15 protein-coding genes are annotated in these 13422 nt (G+C 68.5%); 11 read left to right on the top strand and 4 right to left on the bottom strand.

The window, feature by feature from the left end:
- Positions 1–3: 3 nt before the first annotated feature.
- The 8 genes from KGA65_RS09735 (at position 4) to bioF (ending at position 7839) form a co-directional block, all read left to right on the top strand.
- Entirely contained in the window at positions 4–396 is a 393-nt protein-coding gene (locus KGA65_RS09735; protein WP_225862950.1) for a Rieske (2Fe-2S) protein, read from the top strand.
- Positions 397–450: 54 nt separating this feature from the next.
- Positions 451–1515 carry a S49 family peptidase gene (locus KGA65_RS09730; RefSeq protein WP_225862949.1) on the top strand — a complete coding sequence of 355 codons (1065 nt, stop codon included), beginning with the start codon at positions 451–453 and terminating at the stop codon, positions 1513–1515.
- Positions 1516–1608: 93 nt separating this feature from the next.
- Positions 1609–2472 carry a 3-methyl-2-oxobutanoate hydroxymethyltransferase gene (gene panB, locus KGA65_RS09725; RefSeq protein WP_225862948.1) on the top strand — a complete coding sequence of 288 codons (864 nt, stop codon included), beginning with the start codon at positions 1609–1611 and terminating at the stop codon, positions 2470–2472.
- Between the two features lie 68 nt (positions 2473–2540).
- The gene (gene panC, locus KGA65_RS09720; RefSeq protein WP_225862947.1) at positions 2541–3380 is read left to right on the top strand and encodes a pantoate--beta-alanine ligase; all 840 of its coding nucleotides are present in this window, start codon (positions 2541–2543) and stop codon (positions 3378–3380) included.
- A 49-nt stretch (positions 3381–3429) separates the two neighbouring features.
- Positions 3430–4464 carry a biotin synthase BioB gene (gene bioB, locus KGA65_RS09715; protein WP_225862946.1) on the top strand — a complete coding sequence of 345 codons (1035 nt, stop codon included), beginning with the start codon at positions 3430–3432 and terminating at the stop codon, positions 4462–4464.
- A 62-nt stretch (positions 4465–4526) separates the two neighbouring features.
- Complete coding sequence (bioA, locus tag KGA65_RS09710) at positions 4527–5900, top strand: adenosylmethionine--8-amino-7-oxononanoate transaminase (RefSeq protein ID WP_225862945.1); 1374 nt, start codon at positions 4527–4529, stop codon at positions 5898–5900.
- Positions 5901–5907: 7 nt separating this feature from the next.
- The gene (gene bioD / locus KGA65_RS09705; protein ID WP_375142625.1) at positions 5908–6582 is read left to right on the top strand and encodes a dethiobiotin synthase; all 675 of its coding nucleotides are present in this window, start codon (positions 5908–5910) and stop codon (positions 6580–6582) included.
- 33 nt (positions 6583–6615) lie between these two features.
- Positions 6616–7839: an 8-amino-7-oxononanoate synthase gene (bioF, locus tag KGA65_RS09700; RefSeq protein ID WP_225862943.1), complete on the top strand. Its 1224-nt coding sequence runs from the start codon at positions 6616–6618 to the stop codon at positions 7837–7839.
- An 8-nt stretch (positions 7840–7847) separates the two neighbouring features.
- Here the strand turns inward: bioF and KGA65_RS09695 are convergent, their stop codons facing one another.
- From KGA65_RS09695 to hemP, 3 genes are all read right to left on the bottom strand, one after another.
- Positions 7848–9257 carry a GGDEF domain-containing protein gene (locus KGA65_RS09695; RefSeq protein ID WP_225862942.1) on the bottom strand — a complete coding sequence of 470 codons (1410 nt, stop codon included), beginning with the start codon at positions 9255–9257 and terminating at the stop codon, positions 7848–7850.
- 72 nt (positions 9258–9329) lie between these two features.
- Positions 9330–10538 (bottom strand): DUF2325 domain-containing protein, encoded by a 1209-nt coding sequence (locus KGA65_RS09690; RefSeq protein ID WP_225862941.1) that lies wholly within the window; start codon positions 10536–10538, stop codon positions 9330–9332.
- Positions 10539–10674: 136 nt separating this feature from the next.
- On the bottom strand, positions 10675–10890 hold the full coding sequence (hemP, locus tag KGA65_RS09685; protein WP_225862940.1) for a hemin uptake protein HemP: 216 nt from the start codon (positions 10888–10890) through the stop codon (positions 10675–10677).
- Positions 10891–11058: 168 nt separating this feature from the next.
- On the opposite strand from hemP, the gene bfr reads away from it, so the two are divergent.
- The gene (gene bfr, locus KGA65_RS09680; protein WP_225862939.1) at positions 11059–11541 is read left to right on the top strand and encodes a bacterioferritin; all 483 of its coding nucleotides are present in this window, start codon (positions 11059–11061) and stop codon (positions 11539–11541) included.
- 121 nt (positions 11542–11662) lie between these two features.
- Positions 11663–11890, top strand: coding sequence for a (2Fe-2S)-binding protein (locus KGA65_RS09675; protein ID WP_225862938.1), 228 nt, complete (start codon positions 11663–11665; stop codon positions 11888–11890).
- Positions 11891–11914: 24 nt separating this feature from the next.
- Here KGA65_RS09675 and ureG read toward each other — a convergent pair whose 3' ends face one another.
- On the bottom strand, positions 11915–12559 hold the full coding sequence (gene ureG / locus KGA65_RS09670) for an urease accessory protein UreG (RefSeq protein WP_225862937.1): 645 nt from the start codon (positions 12557–12559) through the stop codon (positions 11915–11917).
- Between the two features lie 348 nt (positions 12560–12907).
- Here ureG and KGA65_RS09665 point away from each other — a divergent pair, with 348 nt between their 5' ends.
- Complete coding sequence (locus KGA65_RS09665; protein ID WP_225862936.1) at positions 12908–13393, top strand: hypothetical protein; 486 nt, start codon at positions 12908–12910, stop codon at positions 13391–13393.
- The last annotated feature ends 29 nt before the right edge of the window (positions 13394–13422 follow it).

Below are 13422 nucleotides of genomic sequence, written 5' to 3'. Positions count from 1 at the left end.
ACCATGACCGAGTCCGTCGCGTCCCCGTCCCGCATCGCGCTGTGTGACAGCGCCGCGCTGGCCGAACGTGGCGACGCCTGGGTGTTCGATGTGCTGCTCTGGGGGCGGCCGGCCCGGGCCTTCGCGCTGCGCTTCGATGGCCGCGTGGTCGGCTACCTGAACCGCTGCGTGCACGTCACGGCCGAGATGGACTGGCAGCCCGGCCGGTTCCTGGACACCCAGCGGCGCTGGATCATCTGCGCCCTGCACGGCGCCACCTACGAGCCTTCCGACGGATACTGCGTGGCCGGCCCCGGTCGGGGGCAACGGCTGCATGCGCTGGACCTGATCGAAGAGGCTGGCCAGGTCTGGTGGCAGCCCGATCGGGATGTCCAGCCTGCTGAAGCCACCCACTGAATCTGTCCCGGATGCGATGGCCATCCGGTTTTCCCGCCTGACTTTCACACCACCATGTCGTCGAACGATCCGTCCACGCCGGACCCGCTGGGTCCCTATGATTCTCCGCTGACGCCTTCGCCGGCCGAGCCGCAGCCGTCGGCACCGAAGCCGGCCGCCGAGGCCGCGTCGCCGGCCGAAGGGGAACGCCTGCAGGGCCTTGAAACCCTGCTGCAGCAGTTCGGCTCCGAGATGCTGCGCCAGCGCCGCAGCGAACGGCGCTGGAGCCTGGGGCTGCGCTTGGCCTGGTTCGGGCTGGTGCTGGCCGTGGCCTGGGCCGTGTTCACCCAGCACGGCGTTCACTCGCCCACGCCCTCGGGCCCGCACACCGCGCTGATCGAGGTGCGCGGCGAGATCGGCGACCAGACCGAGGCCAGTGCCGAGAACCTCGTGGCCTCGCTGAAGTCCGCCTACGAGGACGACGGCGCCAAGGGCATCGTGATGCGCTTCAATTCGCCCGGCGGCAGCCCGGTGCAGGCCGGCATCGTCAGTGACGAGATCCAGCGCCTGCGCAAGCTGCATCCCAACAAGAAGCTCTACGCCGTGTGCGAGGAGATGTGCGCCTCGGCCGCCTACTACATGGCTGCCAATGCCGACGAGATCTACGTCGACAAGGCCAGCATCGTCGGCTCGATCGGCGTGCTGATGGATGGCTTCGGCTTCACCGGCCTGATGGACAAGGTGGGCGTGGAGCGCCGTCTGCTGACGGCCGGCGCCAACAAGGGCATGCTGGACCCGTTCTCACCGGTCAACGAAAAGCAGAAGGCCTATGCCGAAGCCATGCTGGAACAGATCCACCAGCAGTTCATCACCGTGGTCAAGCGCGGCCGCGGTGACCGGCTCAAGGTGGATGACGACACCTTCTCCGGGCTGTTCTGGAACGGCGAGCAGGCCTTGAAAAGCGGCCTGGCCGATCACTACGGCAACCTCGACTATGTGGCCCGCGAGGTGATCAAGGCCGAGGACGTGATCGACTACACGCCGCAGGAGAACGTGGCCGAACGCCTGGCCAAGCGCTTTGGCGCCGCCGTCGGCGCCGGGGCGGTGCAGGCCCTGCACGCCGTCGGCCCGCTGCACTGACACCGGCGCCGGACAGGGGATGCGGCCGAGCGTGCACCCAGCCGGGTGCACAATGCCGGTCCCTGTCTTCCTGGCCCAAGGAGTGAGGCTGCAATGAGCGTCCATCCGGTTGAATCCCCTGCGGCGGCACCGCGTCCTGCGATGAACCTGCCGCGTCTGCGCGACATGGCGGCGCGTGGCGAGAGGCTCGCCATGGTGACCTGCTACGACGCCACCTTCGCCCATCTGCTCGATCAGGCCGAGGTCGACATCCAGCTGGTGGGGGATTCGCTGGGCAACGTGGTGCAGGGGCAGACCAGCACCCTGCCGGTGACGCTGGAGCACATGGCCTACCACACGGCCTGTGTGGCCCGGGCCAAGCGCCAGGGCTGGCTGGTCACCGACATGCCGTTCGGCACCTACGAAGCCAGCCCGCAGCAGGCCTTCGAGTCGGCCGCGGCCCTGATGCGGGCTGGCGCGCAGATGGTGAAGATCGAGGGCGGTGGCGACATCGCCCACACCATCCGTTTTCTGGTGGACCGGGGCATCCCGGTCTGTGGCCACCTGGGCCTGACGCCGCAGCGCGTGCATGCGCTGGGGGGCTTTCGCATCCAGGGCCGCGACGAGGCCGCGGCTGCGCAGCTCAAGGCCGATGCCGCCGCCCTGGCCCAGGCCGGTGCGGCGATGCTGGTGCTGGAGCTGGTGCCCTCCGCCCTGGCGCGTGAGATCACCCGGGCCCATCCGGAGATGATGACCATCGGCATCGGCGCTGGGGCCGGCACCACCGGCCAGGTGCTGGTGCTGCACGATCTGCTGGGCCTCACCTCGGGCAAACGGCCGCGCTTCGTGCGCGACTTCACCCGCGAGCCCGGCAGTGCGCCGGACGCCCCGGGGCTGTCGGTGGCGCAGGCGCTGCGCCGCTACGTGGCTGACGTGAAGGCCGGCCGCTTCCCCGACGAGGCGGTGCACGGCTATTGAACCGGGGCCGCGCCCGCTGCGTTGGCGCAGTCGGGGGGCGGCTCCTCGCAAGAGAAGGATTTCCGCGCATGCGCGTCATTCACACCCTCGCCGAGCTGCGCGAAGCGCTGGCCGGCCAGACCCGGACGGTGTTCGTCCCGACCATGGGCAACCTGCACGAAGGCCATCTGAGCCTGGTGCGCGAGGCCGCCCGGCGTGGTGGCCCGGTGGTGGTCAGCATCTTCGTCAACCGGCTGCAGTTCCTGCCGCACGAGGACTTCGACCAGTACCCGCGCACCCTGGCGCGGGATGCCGAGCTGCTGGCCCCGGCCGGCTGCGACATCGTCTTTGCCCCCTCCGAGGCCGAGCTCTATCCCGAGCCCCAGGGCTACACCGTGCAGCCACCGGCGGCGCTGGCGGACATCCTGGAAGGTGAGTTCCGCCCCGGCTTCTTCACCGGCGTCTGCACCGTGGTGATGAAGCTGTTCCAGATCGTGCGGCCGGCGGTCGCCGTGTTTGGCCAGAAGGACTACCAGCAACTGGCGGTCCTCCGCGGCATGGTGCGCCAGTTCGCCCTGCCGATCGAGATCGTCGGCCACCGCACGGTGCGGGCCGACGACGGGCTGGCGCTGTCCTCGCGCAATGGCTACCTCCAGCCGGCCGAAAGGGTCGAAGCCATCGCTTTGTCGCAATCCCTGCGACAATTGGCCACTGGCGCCCGTGATGGTGCCGTGTCGCTGGCCTCGCTCGAGGCCGCGGCTGCGGACAGCCTGCGGGCCCGCGGCTGGGTGCCGGACTACCTCACCCTGCGCCGCCGGTCCGACCTGCTGCCACCGACCGACGCCGAGCGTTTGGCCGGCGAGCCGCTGGTGGCGCTGGGCGCGGCCCGTCTGGGCCAGACCCGCCTGATTGACAACCTCGAGCTCTGAGCGCCTGGCGCTCCTGAGGCCCGAGACTTTTCCAGCGAGAAGGAACGCGATGTCCACTGCCACCTCCTGCACCAGCGAAGCCAGCACCCCGGCGCAGCCGATCCAGATCCACCGCCCCCGCGCGGCGGAACCGGCCGGCCCCCAGCGCTGGGCGGTGGCCGACATCGAGGCCCTGTTCAACCTGCCGCTGACCGAGCTGATCTTCCGTGCCCAGACGGTGCACCGCGAGCATTTCGACCCGGCCGAGATCGAGCTGGCCACGCTGCTGTCGATCAAGACCGGTGGCTGCCCGGAAGACTGCGGCTACTGCCCGCAGTCGGTGCACTACGACACCGGCGTTGACGCCACCAAGCTGATGGAAGTCGATGCGGTGCGCGAGGCCGCCCTGGCCGCCAAGAGCGCCGGCGCCACCCGCTTCTGCATGGGCGCCGCCTGGCGTGCCCCCAAGGACCGGGATGTGGAGAAGGTGGCCGAGCTGGTGCGCGAGGTGAAGTCACTGGGCCTGGAAGCCTGCTGCACCCTGGGCATGCTGACCGAAGGCCAGGCCCAGGAGCTGAAGAAGGCCGGCCTGGACTACTACAACCACAACCTGGACACCGCGCCCGAGACCTACGGCAAGATCATCTCCACCCGTGACTACCAGGACCGCCTGGAGACGCTGGAGCATGTGCGCAACGCGGGCGTGTCCGTCTGCTGCGGCGGCATCGTCGGCATGGGCGAAAGCCGCACCGAGCGCGCCGGCCTGATCGCCCAGCTGGCCAACATGGACCCGTACCCGGATTCGGTGCCCATCAACGAACTGGTTCAGGTCGAAGGCACGCCGCTGCACGGCACCGAGAAGCTGGACCCCTTCGAGTTCGTGCGCACCATCGCGGTGGCCCGCATCACCATGCCGACCGCGCGCGTGCGTCTGTCGGCCGGCCGTCGTGGCCTGGGCGAGGGCGTGCAGGCGATGTGCTTCCTGGCCGGCGCCAACTCCATCTTCTATGGCGACAAGCTGCTGACCACCGGCAACCCCGAGGCCGATGACGACCGGGCGCTGATCTCGCGCCTGGGCCTGAAGGTCAAGCATGTGATGGGCTGAACGCCTTTCACCGCTGATCTGGCCGCCTGCGGGCGGCCTTTTACATGGCAGGTACCCACCCCATGAGCCGCAACACCGAATGGCATGACCGCAGCCTGGCCGCGGTCTGGCACCCCTGCACCCAGATGAAGGCCCACGCGGCCGAGGGCGCACCGCTGCCGCTGATCCCGATCGCCCGGGCCGAGGGCCTCTGGCTCTACGACCATGACGGCGGCCGCCTGCTCGACGGCATCAGCTCCTGGTGGGTCAACCTGTTCGGCCACGGCCACCCGGCCATCCGCGAAGCGCTGATCGACCAGTTGCACCGGCTGGACCATGTGATGTTGGCCGGCTTCACCCATGCGCCGGTGGTGGAGCTCTCCGAGCGCCTGTCGGCCCTGACCGGCCTGGGCCACGCCTTCTATGGCAGCGACGGGGCTTCGGCCACCGAGATCGCGCTGAAGATGAGCGCGCACTTCTGGCGCAACCAGGGCCGCCCGGGCAAGAACCGCTTCATCGGCCTGGCCGGCGGCTATCACGGCGAGACCGTGGGCGCGCTGGCGGTGACCGACATCGCGCTGTTCCGCGAATCCTATGCGCCGCTGGTGCGCCTGGCCGCCACCGTGCCCAGCCCCGACGCGCGCCTGGCCCAGCCCGGCGAGACGGCCGAAGACGTGGCCAACCGCGCCGCCGATGCGCTGGCCGACTGGCTGGCCGAACATGCCGACGAGACGGCCGCGCTGATCCTGGAGCCGCTGGTGCAGTGCGCCACCGGCATGGCCATGCACCACCCGCGCTACCTGCAGCGGGTGCGCGCGCTGTGCGACCAGCACGAGGTGCACCTGGTGGCCGACGAGATCGCGGTGGGCTTCGGCCGCACCGGCAGCTGGTTCGCCCACCAGCAGGCCGGCATCCGGCCCGATTTCATCTGCCTGTCCAAGGGCCTGACCGGTGGCACGCTGCCGCTGTCGGCGGTGCTGACCACCGGCGCCGTTTATGCCGCCTTCTACGACGACCAGGTGGCCCGCGGCTTCCTGCATTCGCACAGCTACACCGGCAACCCGCTGGCCTGCCGCGCCGCGCTGGCCGCCACCGAGCTGCTGGCCCAGCTGGACCCGGTGAAGATCAGCGAGGTCAGCGGGGCGCGTCTGTGGCAGCAGTTCGCCGGCCTGAGCCAGCACCCGCGGGTGCGCTTCGCCCGCCGGCAGGGGATGATCTTCGCCTGGGACGTCGAGACCAGCCTGCCGGACTTTGCCCGCCGCTTTGCCCGCCATGCGCTGGCCCAGGGCGTGCTGCTGCGCCCGATCGGCAACACCGTCTATGCGATGCCGCCGCTGGTCATCAGCGAATCGGAAGGCGAGTTTCTGGCGCGCGCCGCCCTGGCCGCGCTCAACACCACGCTGGCCGAGGAAACTGGGGGGGCCACCAGCACCCACGGCGTGGTCGATGGAGTCTGAAGGAACCATGTTCAAAGGCTGTTTCATCACCGGTATTGACACCGGCATCGGCAAGACCCTGGGCAGCTGTGTGCTACTGACGGCGCTGGCGCGTCACCATGCCAAGGTGGTCGGCATGAAGCCCATCGCTTCTGGCCTGATCCCGCATGAGGGCGGTTGGGCCAGCGAGGATGCGCTGGCGCTGCGCGCGGCCTCCACGCTGAAGGTGCCACCCGAGCTGGACAATCCGATCTCGCTGCCCGACCCGCTCTCGCCCCACCTGGCGGCGGCCCGGGCGGGGCGCCGCATCGAGCTGCCCCTGCTGGTCGAGCGCTACCACATGCTGGCGGCCCAGGCCGACGTGGTGGTCGTGGAGGGAGCGGGCGGCTGGTACGTGCCGCTCAACGAGCGCGACATGATGTCCGACCTGGCGGCGGCGCTGGGCCTGCCGGTGGTGCTGGTGGTGGGCCTGCGTCTGGGCTGCCTGAACCACGCGATGCTGACCGCCGAGGCCATCCGCGCCAAGGGCCTGACCCTGGCCGGCTGGGTGGCCAATCATGTGGACCCCGAGATGGCCTGCGTGGACGAGAATCTGGACTGGCTCAAGGCCCATCTGGGGGCGCCGCTGCTGGCCGACATCCCGTGGCAGGCGCAACCCGATCCTGCCTGCGCCAACGTGCATCTGCCGGCCGATTGGGTGTGATCCACCCGTCCCGCCGACGCTTGGAGTGAAACGATGAGTTGGCTGGACGAGTTTTCTCCCCGTTTGAATGAACTGGAGCTGCAGCACCTGCTGCGCCACCGCCGTGTGGTCGAGCCGCTGGGCGGGGCCCGGATGCGGGTCGATGGTGAGCCGATGCTGGCCTTCTGCAGCAACGACTACCTGGGCCTGGCCGGGGACCCTGCCCTGGTGCAGGCGGTGCAGGATGGAGCGAAGCGCTACGGCGTGGGCTCCGGCGCCTCGCCGATGGTCAGCGGCCATTCCAGTGCCAATGCCGCCCTGGAAGATGAGCTGGCGGCCTTCGTGCAGTTGCCACGGGCGCTGTACTTCTACGCAGGCTTCGCCACCAATGTCGGGGTCATCCCGGCCCTGGTGGGGCTGGGCGATGAGATCTTCGCCGACCGGCTCAACCATGCCAGCCTGATCGATGGCTCGCTGCTGTCACGGGCCCACATGCAGCGCTACCGGCATGCCGACCTGGAACACCTCGCGCAGATGCTGGCCGCCAGCGAGGCCAAGCGCAAGCTGATCGTGAGCGACGCGGTGTTCAGCATGGACGGCGATGTGGCCGACATCCCCGGCCTGCTGGCGCTGGCCGAGGCGCACGATGCCCTGGTGCTGCTGGACGACGCCCACGGCCTGGGGGTGATGGGGCCGCAGGGCCGCGGTGCGCTGGCAGCCGCCGGCCTGACCGGCGCCAACGCCTCGCGCCGCATCCTTTACATGAGCACGCTGAGCAAGGCCGTGGGCGTGGCCGGCGGCTTCGTGGCCGGGGACGCCACGGTGGTTGAGTGGGTGTTGCAGAAGGCCCGCAGCTACACCTTCGCCACCGCGGCGCCGGCCCTGCTGGCCGAGGCGATCCGGGCCGCGCTACGGCGCATTGCGGAGGGCGAGGCCCTGCGCGAACAGCTGCATGCCCGCATTTTGCAGCTGCGCCGGGGCCTGGACCCGGAATCCCACCTGGGCCTGGGCACGATGGGCTGGCATCTCCTGCCGTCCGACACGGCGATCCAGCCGCTGGTGGTGGGCGAGAACGCGATTGCGCTCAGCCTGATGGAGGCGCTGCGCCAGCGCGGCCTGTGGGTGCCAGCCATCCGGCCGCCCACGGTGCCGGCCGGCACGGCCCGGCTGCGCATCGCGCTGTCGGCCGCCCACACCGAGGCCGAGGTGGCCAGCCTGGTGGGCGCGCTGCGCGAACTGGCCGACCAGCAGGTGCGGGCGGTGCTGCAGGCCGACTGACGCCCGGATCAGGCGGGGCTGTGGGCCGGCTTGGCCAGCACGCAGCGGTTGCGGCCGCCGTGCTTGGCCTGGTAGAGCGCCCGGTCGGCGCGCTCCAGCAGGAACTGGTAGTCCGGGTGGCCGTCGTAAGTGGCCACACCGATGCTGACCGTGATCGGCAGGTGTTGTCCGTCGGCCAGCCGCAGCGGCTCCGCGGTCACGGCCTGGCGCACCTTCTCGGCCACCTGCAGGGCCTGCTGGTCGTTGAGCTCGACCATCACGATCAGGAATTCCTCGCCGCCGTAGCGGAACACCGAATCGCCGCTGCGCACATTGGCCATCAGCACATGGGCCAGGTGCTGCAGCACCAAGTCTCCCGCGGCATGCCCGTGGCCGTCGTTGATGGCCTTGAAGTGGTCCACATCCAGCAGCAGCAGCGCATAGCCGTGGCCGCTGTGCCGGCACAACTCGGTTTCGCGGCTGAGCACGGCCGGCAGGAAGCGGCGGTTGAGCAACTGGGTCAGGGCATCGCGCCCGGTCTCAAGGTCGATGATGCGGTCGAACAGCGCGTCGATCAACGCGCGCAGATGGGCCGTCTCGGCGATCAGGGCACGCAGGTGGCGCTGCAAGCTGCTGTCCTCGGTCTCCAGGGCCTGCTGGCACGGGGGCAGCAGCAGTTCGTCCACCCGTTCGATGGTGTCCAGCAATTCCTTCAGGCCTTCGCTCTGGCGGAAGATGGCCGAGGCCTTGTGCCGGACCCACAGACCGAAGGTCGAGGTGGACAGCTGTGACAGCAGTTGCTCGGGCTGGCCGGACATGACGCGATGCAGGAGGTTGTTCTCCCAGTCCAGCAGGGCGGTGCGCTGGCGCTCGCGCTCCAGCGACATGTTCATCGTGGAGGCAAAGGTGCGGTAGGCCTCATCGGTGCGGGCCGCCATCTCATGCGCGTTCACGTACTGGGCGGACATGACCTCGATGGCGATGTCGACCAGCGCATGGGCGGACAGGGCCGCCGCCACGCGCACCGACATCGGCACCTCGCCTTCGTCGCTCAACATGGCCTCGCTGCTGCGCAGCTTCAGCAGCCGGGCGCCGCGCATCACCAGATCGGCCCGGATGTCGATGCGGGCATGGACGCTGCCGATGGCGCGCTGGGCGGCCACCTGGCGGGGCACCTGGGCTGGCTCCCAGTTGCCGAACAGATCGAGGATCCAGCGTTGCATGGAGGCATGCAGGCGCTGGTCCACTTCCTCGTGGCTGAGAAAGTTCCGGGCTTCGGGATCCTTCAACATGCCGGTGTAGAAGGCATTGGCGAGGTCGGCTGCATGGCGTTGCGCCACTTCGGTCATCCAGGCCCTTGCAGGCGCCGACACCGCGGCGATGCAGTCCCGCCACTGTGCCTCGTGCACCGTGCCGACCGTGTCGACTTCCGCGGACATCCCCATCACCCCTTGGCTTCCAGCTGAACTTCACACGATAGCACGCAGGGTGGGCCGGGCCGGGGCCGGATGTCAGTCGACCGGCCGCAGGCGGAAGAGGGCGCGGCGCAGGCTGGCTGCGCTGGGGTTGTCCACGAACACGCAGGGCTTGCCGGTGCGCTTGCAGTGGTCCTTCACCCGCCAGTAGGCGTCGTGGCTGATGCAGCCGGTCTGGCAGATCACCAGATCGGCGGCGGCGAGCGTGCGGTCCAGCCGGGTGATCTGGTCCTCTTCGCCGCCGTCGTGGTGCAGGAAGCGCCCGCCCACATGCTCCACCAGCTCCCGGTAGACCGGCACGCTGGCCTGCCGGCCCCCCACGCACAGCACGGCGCGGGCCTTCAGCGCAGGCCCTGCGGCCACGGGGGGCGCCTCATCACCCTCGACCTGGCCCTCGTTGGCGGGTGCGTCATGCGGCGTCCTACCGGGCAGGCGTTCCAGTGCGAGTTGCTGCTGGGCACGCAGCAGGGCGCGTTCCAGATGCTGGAGACGTTCGGTCTGCCGGGTGAGTTGTTCGCTCAATTCGGCGCGGCTGCGCAGCCCCGGAACCGTGGCCTCCAGGGTGCTCAGGTCCTCCTTCAGGGCGGCCACCAGGGTGTCGCGGCTGATCAGGGCGGCCCGGGCCAGCACCAGTTCCGCCTGCAGGCGTTCGAGCCGCGCGGCCTGTTCACGGGCTTGCCGGGTGCAACGCTGCTGCACCCGGGCCAGTTCGCCCGCCAGCACGCGGTTCTCCTCCATCACGGCTTCCTGTCGTGCCAGGTCGGCCCGGTTGGCGGCCCCGGCTTGGTGTTGCAGCAGGTGGATGTCCTGCAGCACCAGCTCTTCCAGGGCCGCGTCGCAACGGGGGTGGGTGAGCGTGGCCCACAGGGCGCCGGCCACCTGGTCACCCTGCCGCTGCACCTGCCACCACTGGGCCAGGGCTTCGGTGGACTTGAGGGCCTGGCTGTGGCGCACGGCCAGCAGGTAGCGGCGCTCCAGTTCCTTCTGGACGGCTTCGGCCATCGGGCTGCGTTGGCGGCAGTCGCTGTTGACGCCGCAGTGCAACGCATAGTCGGAGGCCTGGACCTGGCCGCCCAGCACCTTGTTGGCCAGGCGGCGCACCACAGGCAGAGGCAGGCAGACCCCGATCACCGGGCAGTGGGCATGGGGGCCCAGCTCCCACAGGCGACGGCGGCGCGATCCCGGCCGCTCTGGAATGGACGGCGTGGGGGCACCATGGGAAGACACGGCGGCTTCAGACGGCATGGCGGCTCCTCTGGGGACAAGAAGCGCACGGGCTGGCAGTGGGCTGGCGGTGTGCAAACGGGAGGAGGGCCCGGTGGGGCCGCATCCACCCGGACGGCAGACAACAGGACACCGGGACAGGCGCCCGGTCAGAGACTCACTTGGTCAGGATCAGCTTGCCCAGCGCGGTCAGCCGCAGCCGGTAGACCTGGTCGCCGTGCCGGATCTCGGCCTGGGCGGCCTGACCCAGCAGGGTCCGGCTGTCCCAGCGCGGGCAATCGCCGGCAGCAAGCGGCGCGGGGAGCGCCGGGGCCGCCGTCAGATCGGAGACATCGGGCGAGGCATTCAGCGAGAGCGGCAGATCGGAGGGCATGGGGCCATCGTAATGCGAATGATTCGCATTGAATGAATGACCCTGTCGAGAAAGGGGATGAGGGTGGCGCCGGGGGCTGGGGTGATGCCCTGCCACCCCTGCGGCGCCGCTCGCCAGCGGCGCTCGACTTGCGCAGAATGCGGGGTCTTATTCAGCCGGAGAGATGCCATGAAAGGCGACGTCAAGGTCATGGAGTTCCTGAACGCTCAACTGAAGAACGAGCTCACGGCAATCAACCAGTACTTCCTGCATGCCCGCATGCTGAAGAACTGGGGCCTGATGCGGCTGGCCAAGCACGAGTACGAAGAGTCGATCGAGGAGATGAAGCACGCTGACAAGCTCATCGAGCGCATCCTGATGATCGAAGGTCTGCCCAACCTGCAGGACCTGGGCAAGCTCTTCATCGGCGAGAGCGCGGTCGAGGTGCTGCACTGCGACCTGAGGATCGAGATGCAGTCCCACCCGGTGCTCAAGGACGGCATCGCCCACTGCGAGAGCGTGCGCGACTATGTCTCGCGCGACATCCTGCTGGAGATCCTCGACGACACCGAGGACCACATCGACCACCTGGAGACCGAGATCGACCTGGTGGCCCAGGTGGGTGAGTCCAACTGGCTGCAGACCCAGATTGGTGGGGCGGAAGGCTCCTGAGCGGCTGTGCCCGGCCCCGTGCTCAGACGGGGCGCATGTCCTGGCGTGGCGTGTGGCTATTGAGAAGCATTCGCATTTGCGATAGGCTGTGCGCATCGAATGACTTCTTCCGTGGTGCCCCATGATCGTCTGCGTCTGCAACCGTGTCAGCGACCGTGACATCCGCCAGGCCGTGCAGGTGGAGGGTGTGCGCGATTTTGAACAGCTCAAGGACTGGACCGGTGCGGCCTCCTGCTGCGGGTGCTGCCACGACTGTGCCCGGGAGGTGTTCGACCGGGCCTGCAGCGGGGCGGGGGCGCCGGTGGCCGAATCGGCGTCGGCGCCGGTCGTTCTGATGGCCCGCGCCTGAGGGCGCGGGCCTCCAGCGCTCTGGTCAGGCCGGCTGCACCAGCAGGCCTTTTTCTTCGATGAACTTGACCACCTGATCCAGCCCTTCCCGGGTCTTCAGGTTGGTCATCACGAAGGGGCGGTTGGGGCGCATGCGCCGCGTGTCCGCCTCCATCACCGACAGGTCGGCGCCCACATGCGGCGCCAGGTCGGTCTTGTTGATCACGAACAGGTCGCTCTTGGTGATGCCGGGACCGCCCTTGCGCGGGATCTTCTCGCCCGCCGCCACGTCGATCACATAGATCGTCAGGTCCGACAGTTCGGGGCTGAAGGTGGCGGCCAGGTTGTCGCCGCCGGACTCGATGAACACGATGTCCGCATCCGGGTACCTGTCCAGCATGCGGTCCACCGCCTCCAGGTTGATCGAGGCGTCCTCACGGATGGCCGTGTGTGGGCAGCCGCCGGTTTCCACGCCCATGATGCGTTCGGGCTCCAGCGCGCCGGCCACCGTCAGCAGACGCTGGTCTTCCTTGGTGTAGATGTCGTTGGTCACGACCACCAGGTCCCAGCGTTCACGCATCGTCTTGCACAGCATCTCCACCAGGGTGGTCTTGCCCGACCCCACCGGGCCGCCCACGCCAACGCGCAGCGGGGGCAGGGGTTTGGTACGGCGGGCATTGGAATCAGTCATGGTCATGGCATTCGGTGAACGAAACAACGCGACATGATGGCATGCACGCGCCGTGCCACAGCTGCTGCTGCCAATGCGCTTCCTTTGCTCGAATTGTGTCGAGTGAATTTACGAATCTTCGCATATCGATGGCTTGTGTGTTCAATTTATTAAGAAACATATATTGAAGAAGCCTGTTTTGACATGCTGATCGGCTTTTTGATTTATTTCATGAATTTTGCTGAGTGTGTTTGAAAGGTGATTCACGAGGCAGGATAAGTGGGCGGGGTGGGGGGCTTTTTGTGAGAAACCAAAACCGGTCCCGTTCCTACGATGACGTCACCTTCAATTGAACCCACGGAGCCTCTCATGGACAGCATCAGCTCGACGTCTTACTGGAACCGCCCCGGCACCTATGAATTGAATGCCAAGGAATTTGGGCCGGTCGTGGCCACGGCCATTGGGGCGGCGCAGTCCCTGGGGGCTGCCGCGAGTTCCACGGTTTCCTTCAGTGAAAAAGCGCTCAGCAGCCTGGGCAGCGAGATTTCCTCCGCGGTGGACGGCGTGGAAAGCTTTGTCGACGACATTGGCGGTTATGTGGAGGGGGCCGGCCAAAGCGTTGTGAATGTGGCGGAACAGGCCGCGAACGCGGTCGAGAGCACCTACAGCGGTATCAAGAATACCGTCACGGGCGCGGCCGACACGCTGGTGAATGCGGTGGACGACGTGACCACCGAGGTGGGCGACGCCTTGGGCTCGGTGAGTGACGGCATCGCCTCGGCCGTGAATTCGGTGGGCAGCTATGTGGGCCTGGGGGTGGCGGCCACCACCAACGCGCTCAAGTCCGTGGCCTGACGGCGCGCCGAGGCCTTGCAGGAGACCGC

Source organism: Ideonella benzenivorans, assembly GCF_020387415.1.
In the GTDB taxonomy this organism is placed as follows: Bacteria; Pseudomonadota; Gammaproteobacteria; order Burkholderiales; family Burkholderiaceae_C; genus Ideonella; species Ideonella benzenivorans.
Note: the sequence above shows the minus strand (reverse complement) of the source record. Positions and strands in the feature narration are given on the sequence as shown.